Here is a 16,356-nt window from a genome sequence, read left to right on the forward strand (position 1 = left end):
CTTTTCAGAACTTTTCTAAGTCATATTACTAATTATAGCACAAATTAGCATTACAACTGTCGATCAATTCCTCTACTCCCTGAAATTTAATTTGGAATTGCCGTTTTGGAATAAAGTACTGTATGAATAATTCCACTGCCCTTGTTTTCCGACTTCTTCAATATGATCCTATCCACCTTAATGGACATTCCCTGGACCATTTCGGTATACCTGGAGGGATTGAAGTCATCAGCTACCTTTACATCCCTGCCAACTGTTATATGAGGTGTATATTCCCTTTTTTCAAGTTCGAATCCACGGTCTGAAAGAGCATTATGCAGACACCTTTGAAGGTCCTGAAGCTCCTCATTCCTCTCCAGACCTACCCAGTAAATCTTCCCAGACCGCTTCTGGAACCAGCCAAGTCCGGACATATGCAGCACAAATTTGTTGAAATCAACGGTATCCATCGCTTGAATTACATCTCCCAGCCTCTCATCCTCAACCTCTCCAAGGAAATTGAGGGTCAAATGCATGTGCTCCGGTTTTGTGAATCTTCCCTTGTTGGACTCTTTCTTCAAGCTTGTTTTAAGCCTGTTGACAGCATCAAGCTGGTCCTGTTCAAGATCTATGCAGATAAAAAGTCTCATTATAAACCTCCGAATTCAAGTATACGGATAGGCCCATGGGCCTATCCGATTTTTACTGCTACTTGATATTATACTGGTCTTTGACCATTTCCAAAAGACCTGCTTTTTCCAGCAGTTCAACAGGAGCCAAGAATGTAATTGTCGCAGTCCCAGGATACCTTCCAATTTCCAATCCACCATTTATGGTGGTTCTGTTCTTGACCTCCGGAACTGTAATTCCCAGTACCGATGCAGCCCTTTCAAGACCATTGTCTATTGCAATGTTCAGGTTTTCACCTGTTCCCACAAAGGATATGGGGGCTGTTTCCTCAAATTTTTCCATTCCCAGATGATTCCCAAGCTTCATTGCCTTGCTCTTTTCAGCCTCGGTAATGGGTTTTGCCAGATGAGGCAGATCCTCCTCCAAGGGCAATATTATGGGACCATCAAGCTTCAAGCCTTTCAAAAGCTTTACCTTCAGGGTAACCACCGCTGATACGTCAGTGGTGTGTCCGGCAATTTCCCCATCGCCCTGCATACCATGGACATCTCCCACATAAACTCCTCCACCTTCGACCTTGACGGGACAGATTACAACAGCTCCCTCACGAACCCTGTTTATATCCATATGGCCGTCAGTCTTGCTCCTTTGAAGGGTTTCATTGTCAATTGCATACTCATGGGGTGCTCCAATGAGGAAGGCTCCAAAGTCTCCTGCATTGTGTGAATCCGGCATTGGGACCGATGGCGTTGTTCCAAGCTGACCGATGAAGGGTCTCATTCTTGATATATTCCCGGTTATATCATGTGGTGCAAAGGTTACGATGGGATTCTGAATTGAAGCATCTGGAATCGCCATGACCTCCTTTGCCCTTTTTGCCATCTCTTCAGCCTTTTCCTTAGTCAAGGTGAGTCCCACGGATTTCTCCTCATTGAAGGCCATTGTATATCCATGGGTGAATTTGAAGGGTGCAATTTCAGCTCCGCAGTGGGCACATCTCACTGAAGCATCCCCTATTCCCTCCAGCACAGTATCCGGATGCTTTGCTCCACAATGGGGGCATTTACCTGCTACAAATGGATCTCCATCAAAGTTTTCCGGAACTGTGAACTCATTTCCCGAGGCTACTACAGAGGATGTAACTGCAACGGATTTTATATAGATCGCAATTGCATCTCCAACCTGAGCCCCCTCTACAAATACAGGCTTCGTAACCTCATGACCACCTCTAAGTGCCGGTGTTATCATCGGCCCCCAGCATCCCGGTGCGGTGTTTGCAATAATGGTCCCCCCGTCCCTTACAGGACCCAGCATGGGTTCATTTGGGTCAAGAACACCGTTTGTGAGCTCATTTACCATAACTGTTTGCTTCGCCATATTCATTACCTCCTTGCACTTTCAACTATCCACCATACACAGTCTATATACCCTTCAATCTTAAAAATTCCAAATGTTTATTCAAGTATTGCTCACAGTGGTATACTAATGTTAAGACTAAACCTGCGAGGTGTACTATGTTCGGCTACCTTCTATTCTTTTTTTACCTTTCTGCAATCATATATCTTGAAGTCTTGACAAGAAGAAAGCTAAAAGGGGATTCATTTCTTGATGGAATGAAGCTGCCCCTGATCTTCAGTCTTCCCTTTGCAGCTGCCTTATTCCTTGCTTCAACAACCTTTACCCATGGGTTCAATCACTGGATTTCACTGGTATTTGTATTGATCCTATCCATCCTTTATGCATCCCAGCTTGTCTACTTCAGCATATTCAGGACCTTCTACATCGTCTATTCTGCCGGGAATGCAGGTGACGTGATGGAATTTGCAGGAATTGCAATCAGCACAATCCGGGATAATATTGCCCAGGTTCTGGCAATGTTAATACCCTTACCCCTTTTTACACTATTATCCAGTCAGGGACTTTTCGCCTTCAGTTCAACCCTTTGGGAAAGGTCTTTGATCATAGGAAGTGGGGTTGCTTTTCATGTTATCGGTCTCCATCTGGTCAACAAGGGAAACAGAACAGTAAACTCACCCTATAATCTCTACTACAATATCCATCAGCCAGAATTTTCCGTGGAGAATCTGGGACTCCTGACCTATATGCGATTGGATCTCAAGAGGCAGGTGCTGGGCTGGACCCCAAGGCACCTCCCTGATGAGGAGGGGATAATGGAGTATGTTGAATCAAGCAAAACTGACAATCCCCCCGTGATAACAAGCCAGTTCCACAATATGCTCCCACTGGATTTTAAGGCCTTGGAGAAGGATGAGACCGATGAAAGGGTCAAGAGGCTTCACAGATATTTTTCCCTTATGGAACCTTCAAGAAAGAATGAATACACAGGTATGTTCAAGGATCACAACCTGATCCTTATTACAGCAGAGAGCTTTTCCCACCTTGCCATAAGGGAGGATGTGACACCTACACTTTATAAGATGGTCCACGAAGGATTTTACTTCAAGAACTTCTACACCCCTATCTGGGGTGTAAGCACAACAGATGGGGAATATGTAGCAACCACGGGACTTCTGCCAAAACCGGGAGATTGGAGCTATCCAAGATCCAAGAACAATCACCTGCCCTTTGCAATGGGCAACCAGCTGAAAGATAGAGGATATCTGACAAAGGCCTACCACAACCATTCCTTCGACTACTACGAGAGACACCTTACCCACAAGAACATGGGCTATGATTACAAGGGTCTTGGCAATGGTCTCCTTGTGGGGCCTACCTGGCCTGAGTCGGATCTTGAAATGATGGAAAATACCATTCCAGAATACATTGACTCCGAAAGGTTCCACGCCTACTATATGACTGTAAGCGGACATATGATTTACAGGTTCGACAAGAACTCAATGGCAGAAAGAAACAGGCATCTGGTTGAACACCTTCCCTATTCCCACAAGGTCAAGGCCTATCTTGCAGGTCAGATCGAGCTGGACAAGGCCTTGGAATACCTGCTGAAAAGACTAGATGCTGAGGGAAAAGCAGACAAGACACTTATTGCAATAAGCTCAGACCACTACCCCTATGGACTGACCCTGGATGAACAGGAGGAGCTTAAGGGAGGAATCATTGAAAGAAACTTTGAACTTTACAGAAATTCATTCATTCTTTATTCAAGGGGAATGGAGCCCAAAACCATAGAGGAGCCTGCCTGGAGCCTGGATATACTGCCAACCCTTTCAAACCTCATGGGGCTGGACTTCGATTCAAGGCTGATGATGGGAAGGGACATCTTCTCGGATAAGCCTCCACTTGTGATCTTTTCAAACAGAAGCTTTATTACAGACAAGGGAATTTTCAATTCAGTAACCGGTGAATTCATACCCCTGGGAGATTTAAAGAATGCCGGTGGCAGGGAGAGGAAAAGCTATGTGAAATCGGTTTCGGAGCTAATAGATGCAAAATTTCTCTATTCAGCCTGGATGCTGGAATCGGACTATTACAGAAAGGTGCTGGGTGGACTTTAAAGTCCACCAGCACCTTTATTTGTTTACTACATTTGTTGGATTGCCAGAAATATATTCCTTCAGATTTTCAACAGCTACATCCATCAGTCTTTTTCGGGATTCCTTTGGAGCCCATGCAATGTGAGGGGTTATTATGCAGTTGTCAGCCTTTAGAAGGGGATTTTCTGGATCTATGGGCTCAGATGATACTACATCCAAAGCAGCTCCTGCAATCCTTCCATTGTTCAATGCCTCTGCAAGATCTTCCTCAACAATCAAGGGTCCTCTTGAAGTGTTTATTATCATTGCGTTACTTTTCATCTTATGGATTGATTCCCTGTTGATCATTCCTTCTGTAGATTCAAACAGTGGAACATGAAGGCTGATCACATCGGACTTCTCAAGTATTTCCTCCAAGGAGGCAAACCTCAATCCTTCTGTCTCAAGCTCCGGCTTTGGAGTACTTGCCATGGCCAGTACATTCATTCCAAATGCCTGGGCGATTTTTCCCACGGCGCTTCCAATTCTTCCATATCCGATTATTCCCATTGTCTTGCCTGCAAGCTCCACAAGGGGATACTTCCAGAATGACCAGTCCGGGTTTTCGACCCATTCTCCCTTATGGACTGCCCTGCTGTGTTCTCCAACATGGTGGCACAGCTCCAGAAGAAGTGCAAAGGTCATCTGGGCGACTGCTGTTGTTCCGTAGGTTGGAACGTTGGTTACAAGGATGCCCCTCTCCTTGGCAGCTTCAATATCCACAATGTTGTAGCCTGTTGCAAGCACACCCACATACTTGAGCCTTGGTAGCCTTTCGATCATTTCCCGGGTAAGGAGGGTCTTGTTGAGAAGGATAGCTTCCGCATCCTTGGCCCTATCAACCACAAGGTCCTCTCCACCTGGCTTGTATGCAGTCCTGTCATATACCGTCAACTCCCCGAATTGGGATATTCCCTCCCAGGACAGGTCCCCGGGATTTAGTGTGTATCCGTCCAGTACAACTATTTTCAATTGCAACACCGCCTCTCTTTTAATTCTCAATTCACAGTTCACAGTTCACAATTTAATGCCAAGGGTGCTTTCAAGTAAGTTCCTTAGGCAAAGGATTAGCTAGCCTCTAGCCTTCAAACGCAAGACAGATGAAACGTCCCCACGTCTAAAGATTCTTCCATTACTCTAAGAATGACCCTAAATTTGTCACCCTGGGCTTGCGAAGGGTCCTGAACCCTATAGCTTGACCCGAGATGTCTCGACAGGCTCGACATGACATTCTAACTGTCATCCCGACCTAAGCGGAGGGATCTTTCTTTTCCTGACCAACCGACCAACTTTCTTCTTGCTTTTTAACTCTTAGCTCTTAGATATTACTTCTTACTTCTTACTTCTTACTTCTTACTTCTTACTTCTTACTTCTTACTTCTTACTTCTTACTTCTTACTTCTTAATTATCTTCTCTATTGCTTGTGCCCGGCGATAGAATTCCTAAAAATGGGGGTGCGGATGTTTTTTTGGACTCTTTTTAGACAATTCCAAGACTTCGCCGGTAATCATTTATGCTCTTACCCCCAAGTTTCATTTTGACTCTATCATTGTTGTACCATTTCAAATATTGATCAAGGATTCTTATAAAATCCTCAATGGTAACATTACTCCATTTTCGATTGTAGAACATCTCGTTTTTGATTCTGCCGAAAAAGCCTTCACAAGCAGCATTATCAGGTGTGTAGCCTTTCTTTGACATAGATCGCTTCAGTCCAGCTTTTTCTATTAAGTTGATCCAACCTGGCCAACGATAATGGATTCCCCTATCAGAGTGAATAACTGGAGTTTCTCCTTCAACCAAAGTGCTTATTGCCGATTCAAGCATGCTGGTAGTCATCTCAGCATCTGGCTGATTAGATATGCTCCATTGAACTACCTTCCCATCAAAGCAGTCTATGATTGGCGAAAGATATACTTTGCCCGCCGGTAGTCTAAATTCTGTAATATCCGTCAGCCATTTGCTGTTGGGCTTATCAGCAGTAAAATCGCGTTGGATTATATTATCAGGTGCCGGCGAGAGTTCTCCCTTGTAAGAGTTGTATTTTCTGCTTCTCTTTGTTTTTACAACCAAATCTTCTTCCCTCATTAGACGACGTACTACTTTTTCCGAAATATAAATTCCTTTGTCTCTTAAAATCTTATGAATACGTCTATAACCATAACATTTATAGTTATTATTGAACAAGAGAATGATTTCATCTCTTATTCTGTCGTATTTGGTGTCTATACCTTTGATAGACCGCTGATAGTAGTAACTACTCTTTACTAATCTCAAGGAATTGAGTAGCTCTTTTAAGGGGTACCTCTTTCTTAGGGCATCAATCAGGATTGTCTTTTCTTTATTTGTCAGACCAGCTAGACTGATGCCCGGATCTTTTTTTATTAGTTCAGCTGCTCCTTCCAGCAAATCTTTTTCCATTCGAAGCTTTGATACTTCTTTTCTTAGTGCTATGACTTCGTCTTCAAGCTTTTCCTTAACTACATCAAGGTCTATGTCCATTGGCATATCCAGCTCCTCTTGAAACAGCTCCTTTTTCCACTTATACAAAGTCCTACGATGAACATTGTGGGTTTCTGCAACGGTCGAAGTTGTTTCTTCTCGGTAGCAGAAGTCGGATACTGCCCTTATTTTATCCTCTTGCGAGTATTGTATCCTACTTTTGATTATTTTTCTCTCTTCTGGGGCAATTTCTCTTACCCATTTACGAAGAGTTTCTCGAGAAGGATATCCCAGGGTTTTGACAGTCCTCGTATAGTTTTTGCCGTTTTCTAGATAATGCTTAACTGCTGTACTAACCTCTTTATCAGTAAACTTAGGTTTCACTTTACATGGTTCATTTTCTGTACCATCAATTAGTTGTTGCTGGTATTCAGCATACCAATCTTTTAGGGTTCGATAGTTTGGATATCCTAACACTCTTATCACATCAGCAATACACTTATCGTATTTTAAGTATAGATGTATTGCTCTGTTTCTTTCTTCTCTGGAATACATAGACACCCTCCTAGACTATTTGTCCAAGATTTTGTCCGCATCCCCAATCTATGATTTTTCTGGAATTCATCGAGAGGGTATGCATTGTGAATTGTGAATTGTGAATTAATTTAACATTCCTCTCCCAGCTTCTTATTTCTCAAATACAGCCCAAAATCGGTTGAAATCATGACCAGGTTCAGCATATACAGAAAAATCACATGGTCATAGTGATAGAAAAGCTTGTTCAGTATTCCAAATACATAGCCACTCATAAGGACCAGAAGGAATATTGGACTCTTCCCCTTAACGGATCTGGATGTATATGACTTGTATATTGAAAATGGCCAAGCCGCTCCAAAGCAAAGCAACATAAGAATTTCGAAAACACTCATAAATACCTCCCCAGCTAAATGACATGCTCTTATTATCTAATATTATCAGATTCCTCCTTGCTTTTACAGTGCAATGTGGATTATTTTACTCTGGAGGTTGTGAAATACACCCTGTTCGGGTATCATTAAGGAAATACACCAAAGGACGGTGATTCAATGAAAATAAAATCAATCGGTTTCCCAAGGATGAATAAGGAGGAAAGCGAAAAGAGGGATTTTGTCCCTTTGCTTTTCAGATTGCTCCAATTGAACCAGGATATTGAGATACTTATGGAGGAAGACTACGGTATTGGAATGGGCTTTGGCATAAATGATTACCTACTTGTGAATGACAGGATAAGGATCCTTCCAAGGAGGGAGGTTTTCAATGCTGATATGATAGTTGTGCTGAGAACACCAGAAGAGGATGAGCTTAAGTGGATGAAGCCTGGCTCCGTCCTTTTTTCCATGCTCCATTACGATACCAGGGAAAGCAGGAACAATCTTCTTCAGGAGCTTTCCCTTATCCCATTCTCCATGGATGGAATTGAGGATGATTGGGACAGGAGGATGGTTGTAAATTATGGCGGGACATCCTACTCAGGTGTGGATGCTGCATTCACCCAACTGAAAAAGAAGACAAAGGACTTTGATATTCCTGCTATCAGACCCCTTTACGCTGGCATCCTGGGCTTTGGGTCAGTGGGACTTGAAGCTGCAAAGGCCCTTAAGCATTACAGCGACAGCTTCTTCCTGAACAATAAATCAAAAACTCCTGGTATGATAATAAACCTGTATCCAAGGAGCATAACTGAAAATCCTGGGCTCCTTAAGGAAGAGCTTAAGAAAATGGATATCCTTGTGGATGCAAGCAGAAGAAGAGATCCTTCCCAGTACATAGTGAAAAATTGCTGGCTGGAAAACATGCCTACTCACGGAGTAATCCTGGACCTCTCCGCAGACCCCTACAATACGGATATATCACCTATCCAGGTTAAGGGAATCGAGGGCATCCCCACAGGGACCCTGGACCAGCTGGTGTTTGAACCAAATGACCCTGCCTATGATGGTATACCCGAAGGTGTGGACACAACCCACAGAAGAACCGTTGTAAGCTGTAATGCATGGCCTGGAGTGGATCCAATCGGCTGCATGACCCTTTACAGCAAGCAGCTTATATACTTCTTGAGGGAGCTGATCTCCAAGGATCCCCAAAAGCTTTCAATCCACTCTGACGACCCCTATGAAAGGGCCCTTGTCAGGGCCTCACTTCCGTATTTTCTTGAAAACCACAAAAAAAGCTGACCCAGTGGGCCAGCTTTTTTGTATCGATTTTTAGCTTTGCTTTTTTACTTTAAAACAGTATATGAAGAATCGGTGCTGCAATAATGATTGAAATCACGACCCTCTCCACCCATATGATCAGGTAGTCCTTAATGGTAAGAGGAATTTCAGTAGCGATGATACAAGGTATTGATGCTGAGAAGAACAGAATCTCGGATACACTTACAATACCTACCAAGAATTTTGTTATAAATGGTGCCTCAGTAACAAGAAGAGCCGGCAGGAACATTTCAGCGATGGACAAGGCCATGGCCTTTGCAGCCAGAAGTGGCTCCGGTATCTGTGCAAGCAATGTAAATGGATAGAAGATATACCCGATTATGTCAAAAACAGGAGTGTGTGCTGCCAGCACAACCCCGAGAACTCCAACAGACATCAGCAGGGGACCAATTGAAAGGGCAAGCATGATACCCTTTTTAAGGGTATCCCATACGCTTTCCACAACAGTGGGTGCCTTTTCCATCGCATCCATTCCCTCTTCATATGCCCTTCTAAGTCTGTTTCCCGATGGAACCGGCTCCGGGCTTCCCTCCATATTGTTGAAGTATGTATCAGGCTTTCTGTTCAAGGGATAGATCCTTGATGTGATTGCAGTTACAATAAAGGTTATCACAAGAGTAAGCCAGAAGTACAGGAGCCAATACTCCATCAACCCAAGTGTCTTAGCAACAATTACCATAAATGTGGCTGAAACCGTCGAGAAGCCTGTTGCAATTATTGCGGCCTGCTTTCCCGTGTATTTTCCTTCCGTATAGACCTGATTTGTAATAAGCAGTCCCAGGGAATAGCTTCCCACAAAGGATGCAACGGCATCTATTGCAGATCTTCCTGGCGTTTTCCATATGGGGTTCATTACAGGCTGCATAAACACACCAATAAACTCCATCAATCCGTAGTTGACCAGGAAGGCTAGAAAAATCGCCCCAACCGGAACAATTGTGGTAACAGGTACCACTATCTTACCGTAAATAAATGGGATTATATCTGGTGCATGCAAAAATGCCGGGCCAAATCCGAAGATGGCCATGGCTATAAGTACTATTCCTGCCAACTTGAAAATTGAAAAGACCATATCAGATGTGCTCTTATTCCAGTCCTTTCTGATGAAGGGCAGAAGGCCGCCCACAGTTACTATTATCCCTGAATAAACCGGCCCCCATCCAGGGATGGTTTGAATATAACTGACTATGTGGTCCAAGGGGATGGTGCTTTTTTCATTGATTGTAATGGGAATGAAAAACATGAATATACCCACAAGTGCAAAGCCAATGAACTTTGCAATCTTTGTACCGTCATAATGCTTGTCCACTTTATCACTCTCCTGTTCATTTTTTAAGGGAGTCGATGCACGACTCCCCTATTCACTTACTTGTACTTCTTCTCTACCAGATTCTTAACCAGATTGTCATCTGCAACATATGGAAGTGTGATATGGTCTGTTTCCCTGTTATTTTTGTTGAACTCAATTATTGTGTCCAGAGAATTGTCGTTTCTGGCCCAGGCTCTTCTTGCAACTCCACTGATAACATCCCATGGCATTGCCAGACTAAGGATGGTGTCAACCCTTTCAGAGCCATCAAGAACCATTCCAAATCCACCGTTTATGGATTTACCGATTCCCACTCCACCACCGTTGTGAAGAGCGATAAGGCTCATTCCCCTTGCTGCATTTCCCGCGAAGCAATGGGTTGCCATATCGGCCATTATATTGCTTCCATCCTTGATGTTGGCAGTCTCCCTAAATGGCGAGTCGGTACCTGATACATCATGGTGGTCCCTACCAAGCATTATCGGACCGACCTCTCCATTCCTGACCATTTCATTGAACTTCAAGGCAATCTGGGTTCTTCCAACCTCGTCCTGATACAGGATTCTCGCCTGGGTTCCAACAACAAGCTTGTTCTTTTCCGCGTCCCTGATCCAGTTGTAGTTGTCTCTGTCCTGTCCTCTTCTGTCTGGATCAATACAGTCCATTGCAGCCTTGTCCGTTTTTATAAGGTCCTCGTGCTTGCCGCTTAGGCAGACCCATCTGAAAGGTCCATAGCCGTAGTCAAACAGCATGGGACCCATTATGTCCTCTACATAGGATGGGAAGATGAAACCGTCTGTATCATCTATACCGTTTGCAGATATTTCCTGTACACCTGCATCGTATATTGCCTTCATGAAGCTGTTTCCGTAGTCAAAGAAGTAGGTTCCCTTGTCAACTAGCTTCTGGATAAGGCTGAAGTGGTGCTTAAGGCTCTTGTCAACCTCCTTGATAAAGCTCTTCTTGTCCTCAAGAAGCATTTTTGTCCTTTCCTCGAAGGAAAGTCCCTGTGGGCAATATCCTCCATCGTAGGCTGCATGGCATGAGGTCTGGTCTGAAAGCAGCTCAATGTGTATGTCCTTTTCAAGTGCGTATTCAAGAAGGTCTATTATGTTTCCATGATATGCGATTGCAGTTGCCTTCCTCTCCTCCATTGCCTTGTGGGCAGATTGGAACAACTCTCCCAGGTCGTCGAAGTACTCGTCTATCCAGCCCTGCTCAAGTCTTGTATTGATCCTTGAGATGTCAACTTCTGCTATAATTCCAACTCCTCCGGCAATCTTTGCTGCCTTGCCCTGAGCACCGCTCATTCCACCCAGACCGGAGCTTACAAACATGTGACCTGCAAGGTCCTTGTCATCGGCAATTCCAAGCTTCAGTCTTCCGGCATTGAGGATTGTATTGTAGGTTCCATGTACGATTCCCTGGGGTCCGATGTACATCCATCCACCTGCTGTCATCTGACCGTAGTTGGCAACACCCATGGCTTGAGCCTTTATCCAGTGCTCCTGGTCGTCAAAGGCACCAATCATCAAGGCATTTGTTATTATAACCCTCGGACTGTTCTTGTGGGACTTGAAGAGTCCCAATGGATGTCCAGACTGAAGAACCAATGTCTGATCGTCAGTCAGCTCCTCAAGGTATTTCATTGTCAGCCTGTACTGCATCCAGTTCTGGAATACCTGTCCGGTCTCACCGTAGGTAACCAGCTCGTATGGATAAAGGGCAACGTCAAAGGAAAGGTTATTGTCGATCATTACCTGGAATGCCTTACCTTCAATGCACTTACCCTTGTACTCATCAATGGGTTTACCATAGATAATTTCATTTGGCCTGAAACGGTAGCCATAGATTCTACCCATTGTAAGCAGCTCATCCAGAAACTCCGGTGCCAGTTCTTCGTGCAGGTCTTCAGGAACATACCTAAGTGCATTTTTCAGCGCAACCTCTGTTTCCTTCTGGGTCAATGTGAACTCTCTTTTTGGAGCCCTTCTAATGAACTTGCTGAACTCCGGATACTCCGGAAGATAATTGTCCAGCTTGATTTCCATTGCCTCTCCGATGCTTTTGTTATTCCACATATTACATCCTCCTTTGTTTTTCAAATACTACTTTTCCACCCTTTATTACCTTGTCTGTATGATTTATTCCGAAATGGTAGATCATATAGTCCAGGTTTGGAGCGTCAAATATTGCAATATCAGCATTCTTACCTATTTCAAGAGATCCTGTGCGATCCGATATTCCCAGAGCCGCTGCTGCGTTCAGGGTTACCGCCGTAATCACCTCTTCAGGAAGCATCTTAAGATCCAATGAAGCCAGGGTCATCATCAGCTGTAGATTTTCACTAGGGCAGCTACCTGGGTTGTAGTCCGTTGAAACAGCCACAGGGACTCCTGCTTGGATCATATCCCTGGCCCTGGCACCATTCTTACCAAGATTGAAGCTGGTACCTGGTAGCAGGACGCCTATTACTCCAGCCTTAGCCATGTCCTCGATTCCCTGGTCACTTGCACCAATAAGGTGCTCGGCTGAGATGCAGCCTGTCTCGGCTGCCAGCTCCGCTCCTCCAAGGGATACGATTTCATCCGCATGGATCTTGGGAACAAGTCCCTTTCCCTTTGCTGCCAGGATGATCCTTCTTGACTGATCAACTGTAAAAACCCCTTCCTCACAGAATACATCACAGAACTTTGCCAGCTTGTTTTCAGCAATATGTGGTATCATTTCATTTACCAGCTTGTCAACAAACAGGTCGGAATTCTCCTTGTACTGGGCCGGTACCGCATGGGCTCCCATGAAGGTTGAAAGAATGTCCACTGGATGATCCTGATTTAGCTTGTTTGCAACCTGGATTTGCTTAAGCTCCGTTTCGAAGCTTCCGATTCCATAGCCTGATTTTGCCTCAACTGTAGTCACTCCAAAGCCCAGCATCGTATCCAGGCTCTTCCAGGCTTTGTTGTACAGTTCATCTGGTGTAGCCTTCTCAGTAGCCATTGCGGTGGAATGGATTCCCCCTCCAGCTGTAAGAATCTCGAGATATCCCTTGCCTTCAAGCTTCATGGCCAGCTCATTCTCTCTGCTTCCACCATGGACCAGATGGGTGTGACAGTCAATAAGCCCAGGGGTTACTGTTTTTCCAGTTCCATCTATAACCACAGTATTTTTGTCAATTTCAATTCCCTCGGGCAGGCTTCCCTCACCCACGAATATTATTTTTCCATCCTTCACAGCAACTATTCCGTTTTCAATTATTCCAGCCTTACCCTGAGCTTCACCTGTTCTGGGCTTTTCTCCCCCCCTTACAGTTACCAGGGTTTTTATGTTTTTTATGACCAATGATGCCTTCATATAATTCCTCCTCTCAATACTTCCAATTAAGTAACCAGTATAATACTATTGCAATATCCATGCCAAGTTTTATGGGTTCTGGAGGCTACTAAAACAGTCATTCTTCTGAGGATCACTTAATAAGACTGCAGCAAGTGTTTTATTTTAAAACACTTGCTGCAGTATAGGTCGTTTGTGTATGTTGTTTTATGAAACACTTTGCTTTATTTTAAAACATTACTGTTCTGACTGTCTTTCAATATCGTACTTTCTCATTCTGTATATGAGGCTCTGTCTGGTTATTCCAAGGGCTTTGGCTGTCCTTGTAACATTCCATAGATATTTTTCCAGAGCTTGCCTTAAAAGTCTTCTTTCCAATCCATCCAAACTATCCTGGAGATTTTCTGTGGAAACTTCCCTTTCCTGAATTCCTGAGTCACTCCATTTCATTGCCTCAAGAATATAATCCGGCGTGTTTTCAAGCCTAAGAACCCTTTCATCCTCCCCGCTCCTTACCATGGTGTTCTCGATGAAGTGCTCAAGCTCCCTGATGTTACCGGGCCAGGGGTAGCTTCGCATCATGTTTTTCAGGTCCTCTCCAATGGTTGAAATTACCTTTTCCATTACCAGGTTATACTTCTTGATATAGTGATGGCTGATATGGAAAATGTCCTCATCCCTGTCTCGAAGGGGAGGAATGTACAGATTGTATCCAGCTATTCTGTAGAAGAGGTCCAGTCTTAGCTTGCCTGCATCTATAAGCTTGTAGGGGTCCGTATTCATTGCACTTATCACCCTGCATTTGATTGGATAGCTATCCTTGCCTCCAACCCTTCTGGTGTTCCTCTCCTGCAGGACCCTAAGCAGCTTGGTCTGCATGTTGATGGGCATTGAGTCTATCTCATCCAGGAACAGGGTGCCATCTCCCGCCTCCTCGAAAAGTCCCGGGGAATCCACAGCTCCTGTGTAGGCTCCTTTTACCGCTCCAAAAAGTATGCTCTCCAGGAGGTTTTCCGGGATGGCAGAACAGTTTATACCAATAAACGGATGAGCCTTCCTTTTACTGAAATTATGGATGCTCTGTGCGAATACCTCCTTACCGGTTCCCGTATCCCCAACCAGAAGTATGCTGTTGTCAAGCCAGGCGATTGCCTGGGCTTCCCGAATAACCTTCTTAATGGCCTGGCTGGATCCGATGATATCCGAGAAGGTAAACCTAGTTCCGTTGAGGAAGGCTCCCTCCCTTTCCTCCAATCCGTAGGATTCCCTCTTTAGCTCCATTATTTGGGAAAGCAGATTTTGAAGCTTGGTTTCATCCTTGCTGATTGAAAACACTCCAATTGTCCTCTCTCCATCCTTTATGGGTATTGTGGAATAGGACTTATAGACCGGCTTTCCCTCATTGTAGGCATGGGCAGCGTACTTGTTGATTATGGGCTTGCCGGTCTTGAATACCTCCATATGCTCAGACTTGTCCTTGTCGCTGTAGCCGTAGGCATCCCAGATATACCGGCCCAGCATATCCTCTGCCCTTCTTTTCTCCAACTCCTCCATTGACTTGTTGTAGACCTTGACCCGTCCATCCTTATCGCTAAGGAGCACTCCGTCGTAGAGGTTCTCTATCACCTGAAGAAGGCTGTCTGCCCTTACATTTGGGTCCCTGTAATCTCCAATTTCCTTAAACTCAACAATAAAATGGACTCCAGCCTTTAGTATCCGTGCCTTATATTCCCTGTCTTCTAGGATGACCTCCAATTTCTTCCCGTCAGGAATCCTGGCAAGTCCGCCCCTATCCAATCCCAGCACTTCTTCCATACCCTTATTCCCAACAGAAACAAGCCCTTCCAGAGAAGAGCTGGTCCACAATATATTTCCTTCCTTGTCGGCAATGGCCGAAAGGGGTGCAAATTTCTCTAAAATAGTACCAACCGCATTTAAGTCCATCAAAACCCTCCGATAACCTTAAACAATCCTATTGCTCAACACTCCGATCTTGGGAATCTCACACTGGATTTCGTCGCCCCTTTTCATGAACTTCGGAGGACTGAAGCCCATCCCCACTCCTGCAGGGGTTCCCGTTGCAATTATATCCCCAGGCTCAAGGGTAATTCCACTTGAAAAGTCAGAGATCAGAGTGGCTATATCATTTATAAGCATCCTGGTGTTGGATCTTTGTCTCACCTCTCCATTTACCCTTGAAATAACATCCACCTCCATGGGAAATGGAAGCTTTGATTTATGGAGTATAGCAGGACCCATTACCGAATATCCATCGAGACTTTTCCCCTTATACCACTGAATATGCTCCCTTTGGAGTCTTCTTGACGATAGGTCATTGAAGATTGAATAGCCGAAAATATAGTCCTCAACCCTATCCTTTGGAATATCTCTTCCCCTCTTTCCAATTATTACTGCAAGCTCCACCTCGTAGTCAAATTCATCATCAAGGTCAAATTCTCCCGTAATCTCCTCGTCAGGACCTATTATCCTTGTTGTCCTTTTAGAAAAGTACACAGGCCTGGTAACCTTGTCAAGATTTCCATCCTTGATGGCAGACTGGGATTCCTTAAGGTGATCCGCATAATTGACACCTACACAGATTATGTCGTGAATCGGCTTGGTGATAGGTGACAAAATTCTGATTTCATCAAGGGAAAGGGTTTTTATGGACTCCTCCTCCAAGGTGTTCTCAACCTTTCTTAAATGCTCATCACCAGCATTCTCTATGAAGTCTACCATGGAAGCAAATCTTCCAACCCCAAAAATCCTATCAAGGCTGTATACGGATTTACCGTCCCTTGAAAGTACCCCTGGATATTCCCCGTTTCTATGCCTATATGTAACAAATTTCATCAAAACACCTCCAGAATTTTCTATATAATCATATTATACACCTAATTCAGGTTGTAAAAAGGGCGT

12 protein-coding genes are annotated in these 16,356 nt (G+C 44.3%); 2 read left to right on the forward strand and 10 right to left on the reverse strand.

The features are described from left to right. Positions 1-86: 86 nt before the first annotated feature. Both thpR and ACKVDP_RS01680 read right to left on the reverse strand, forming a co-directional pair. A complete protein-coding gene (gene thpR / locus ACKVDP_RS01675; protein ID WP_409227055.1) occupies positions 87-629 on the reverse strand; it encodes an RNA 2',3'-cyclic phosphodiesterase in 543 nt (180 codons plus the stop codon). A 58-nt stretch (positions 630-687) separates the two neighbouring features. Next, positions 688-1,986, reverse strand: coding sequence for an acetamidase/formamidase family protein (locus ACKVDP_RS01680; protein ID WP_409227056.1), 1,299 nt, complete (start codon positions 1,984-1,986; stop codon positions 688-690). Positions 1,987-2,123: 137 nt separating this feature from the next. On the opposite strand from ACKVDP_RS01680, the gene ACKVDP_RS01685 reads away from it, so the two are divergent. Continuing rightward, positions 2,124-4,085 carry an LTA synthase family protein gene (locus ACKVDP_RS01685; protein WP_409227057.1) on the forward strand — a complete coding sequence of 654 codons (1,962 nt, stop codon included), beginning with the start codon at positions 2,124-2,126 and terminating at the stop codon, positions 4,083-4,085. 15 nt (positions 4,086-4,100) lie between these two features. Here the strand turns inward: ACKVDP_RS01685 and ACKVDP_RS01690 are convergent, their stop codons facing one another. The 3 genes from ACKVDP_RS01690 to ACKVDP_RS01700 all read right to left on the reverse strand — a co-directional run bounded on the left by ACKVDP_RS01690 (position 4,101) and on the right by ACKVDP_RS01700 (position 7,475). Beyond that, positions 4,101-5,075, reverse strand: a complete 975-nt coding sequence (locus ACKVDP_RS01690) for a D-2-hydroxyacid dehydrogenase (protein ID WP_409227058.1) — start codon at positions 5,073-5,075, stop codon at positions 4,101-4,103. Between the two features lie 508 nt (positions 5,076-5,583). Then, positions 5,584-7,101 carry an IS3 family transposase gene (locus ACKVDP_RS01695; protein ID WP_409227059.1) on the reverse strand — a complete coding sequence of 506 codons (1,518 nt, stop codon included), beginning with the start codon at positions 7,099-7,101 and terminating at the stop codon, positions 5,584-5,586. Positions 7,102-7,211: 110 nt separating this feature from the next. Then, positions 7,212-7,475: a hypothetical protein gene (locus ACKVDP_RS01700; RefSeq protein ID WP_409227060.1), complete on the reverse strand. Its 264-nt coding sequence runs from the start codon at positions 7,473-7,475 to the stop codon at positions 7,212-7,214. A 156-nt stretch (positions 7,476-7,631) separates the two neighbouring features. On the opposite strand from ACKVDP_RS01700, the gene ACKVDP_RS01705 reads away from it, so the two are divergent. Next, positions 7,632-8,759 carry a Rossmann-fold NAD(P)-binding domain-containing protein gene (locus ACKVDP_RS01705; RefSeq protein WP_409227061.1) on the forward strand — a complete coding sequence of 376 codons (1,128 nt, stop codon included), beginning with the start codon at positions 7,632-7,634 and terminating at the stop codon, positions 8,757-8,759. A gap of 49 nt (positions 8,760-8,808) precedes the next feature. Here ACKVDP_RS01705 and ACKVDP_RS01710 read toward each other — a convergent pair whose 3' ends face one another. From ACKVDP_RS01710 to ACKVDP_RS01730, 5 genes are all read right to left on the reverse strand, one after another. After that, entirely contained in the window at positions 8,809-10,107 is a 1,299-nt protein-coding gene (locus ACKVDP_RS01710; protein ID WP_409227062.1) for a YjiH family protein, read from the reverse strand. Between the two features lie 56 nt (positions 10,108-10,163). Further along, positions 10,164-12,188, reverse strand: coding sequence for a urocanate hydratase (locus ACKVDP_RS01715; protein ID WP_409227063.1), 2,025 nt, complete (start codon positions 12,186-12,188; stop codon positions 10,164-10,166). Position 12,189: 1 nt separating this feature from the next. After that, positions 12,190-13,458, reverse strand: a complete 1,269-nt coding sequence (gene hutI / locus ACKVDP_RS01720) for an imidazolonepropionase (RefSeq protein WP_409227064.1) — start codon at positions 13,456-13,458, stop codon at positions 12,190-12,192. 216 nt (positions 13,459-13,674) lie between these two features. Next, positions 13,675-15,381, reverse strand: a complete 1,707-nt coding sequence (locus ACKVDP_RS01725) for a sigma-54 interaction domain-containing protein (RefSeq protein WP_409227065.1) — start codon at positions 15,379-15,381, stop codon at positions 13,675-13,677. Positions 15,382-15,399: 18 nt separating this feature from the next. Continuing rightward, a complete protein-coding gene (locus ACKVDP_RS01730) occupies positions 15,400-16,290 on the reverse strand; it encodes a fumarylacetoacetate hydrolase family protein (RefSeq protein ID WP_409227066.1) in 891 nt (296 codons plus the stop codon). Between the last annotated feature and the right edge of the window lie 66 nt (positions 16,291-16,356).

Source organism: Gudongella ferriphila, from assembly GCF_046224405.1.
Classification (GTDB): Bacteria; Bacillota; Clostridia; order Tissierellales; family Tissierellaceae; genus Gudongella.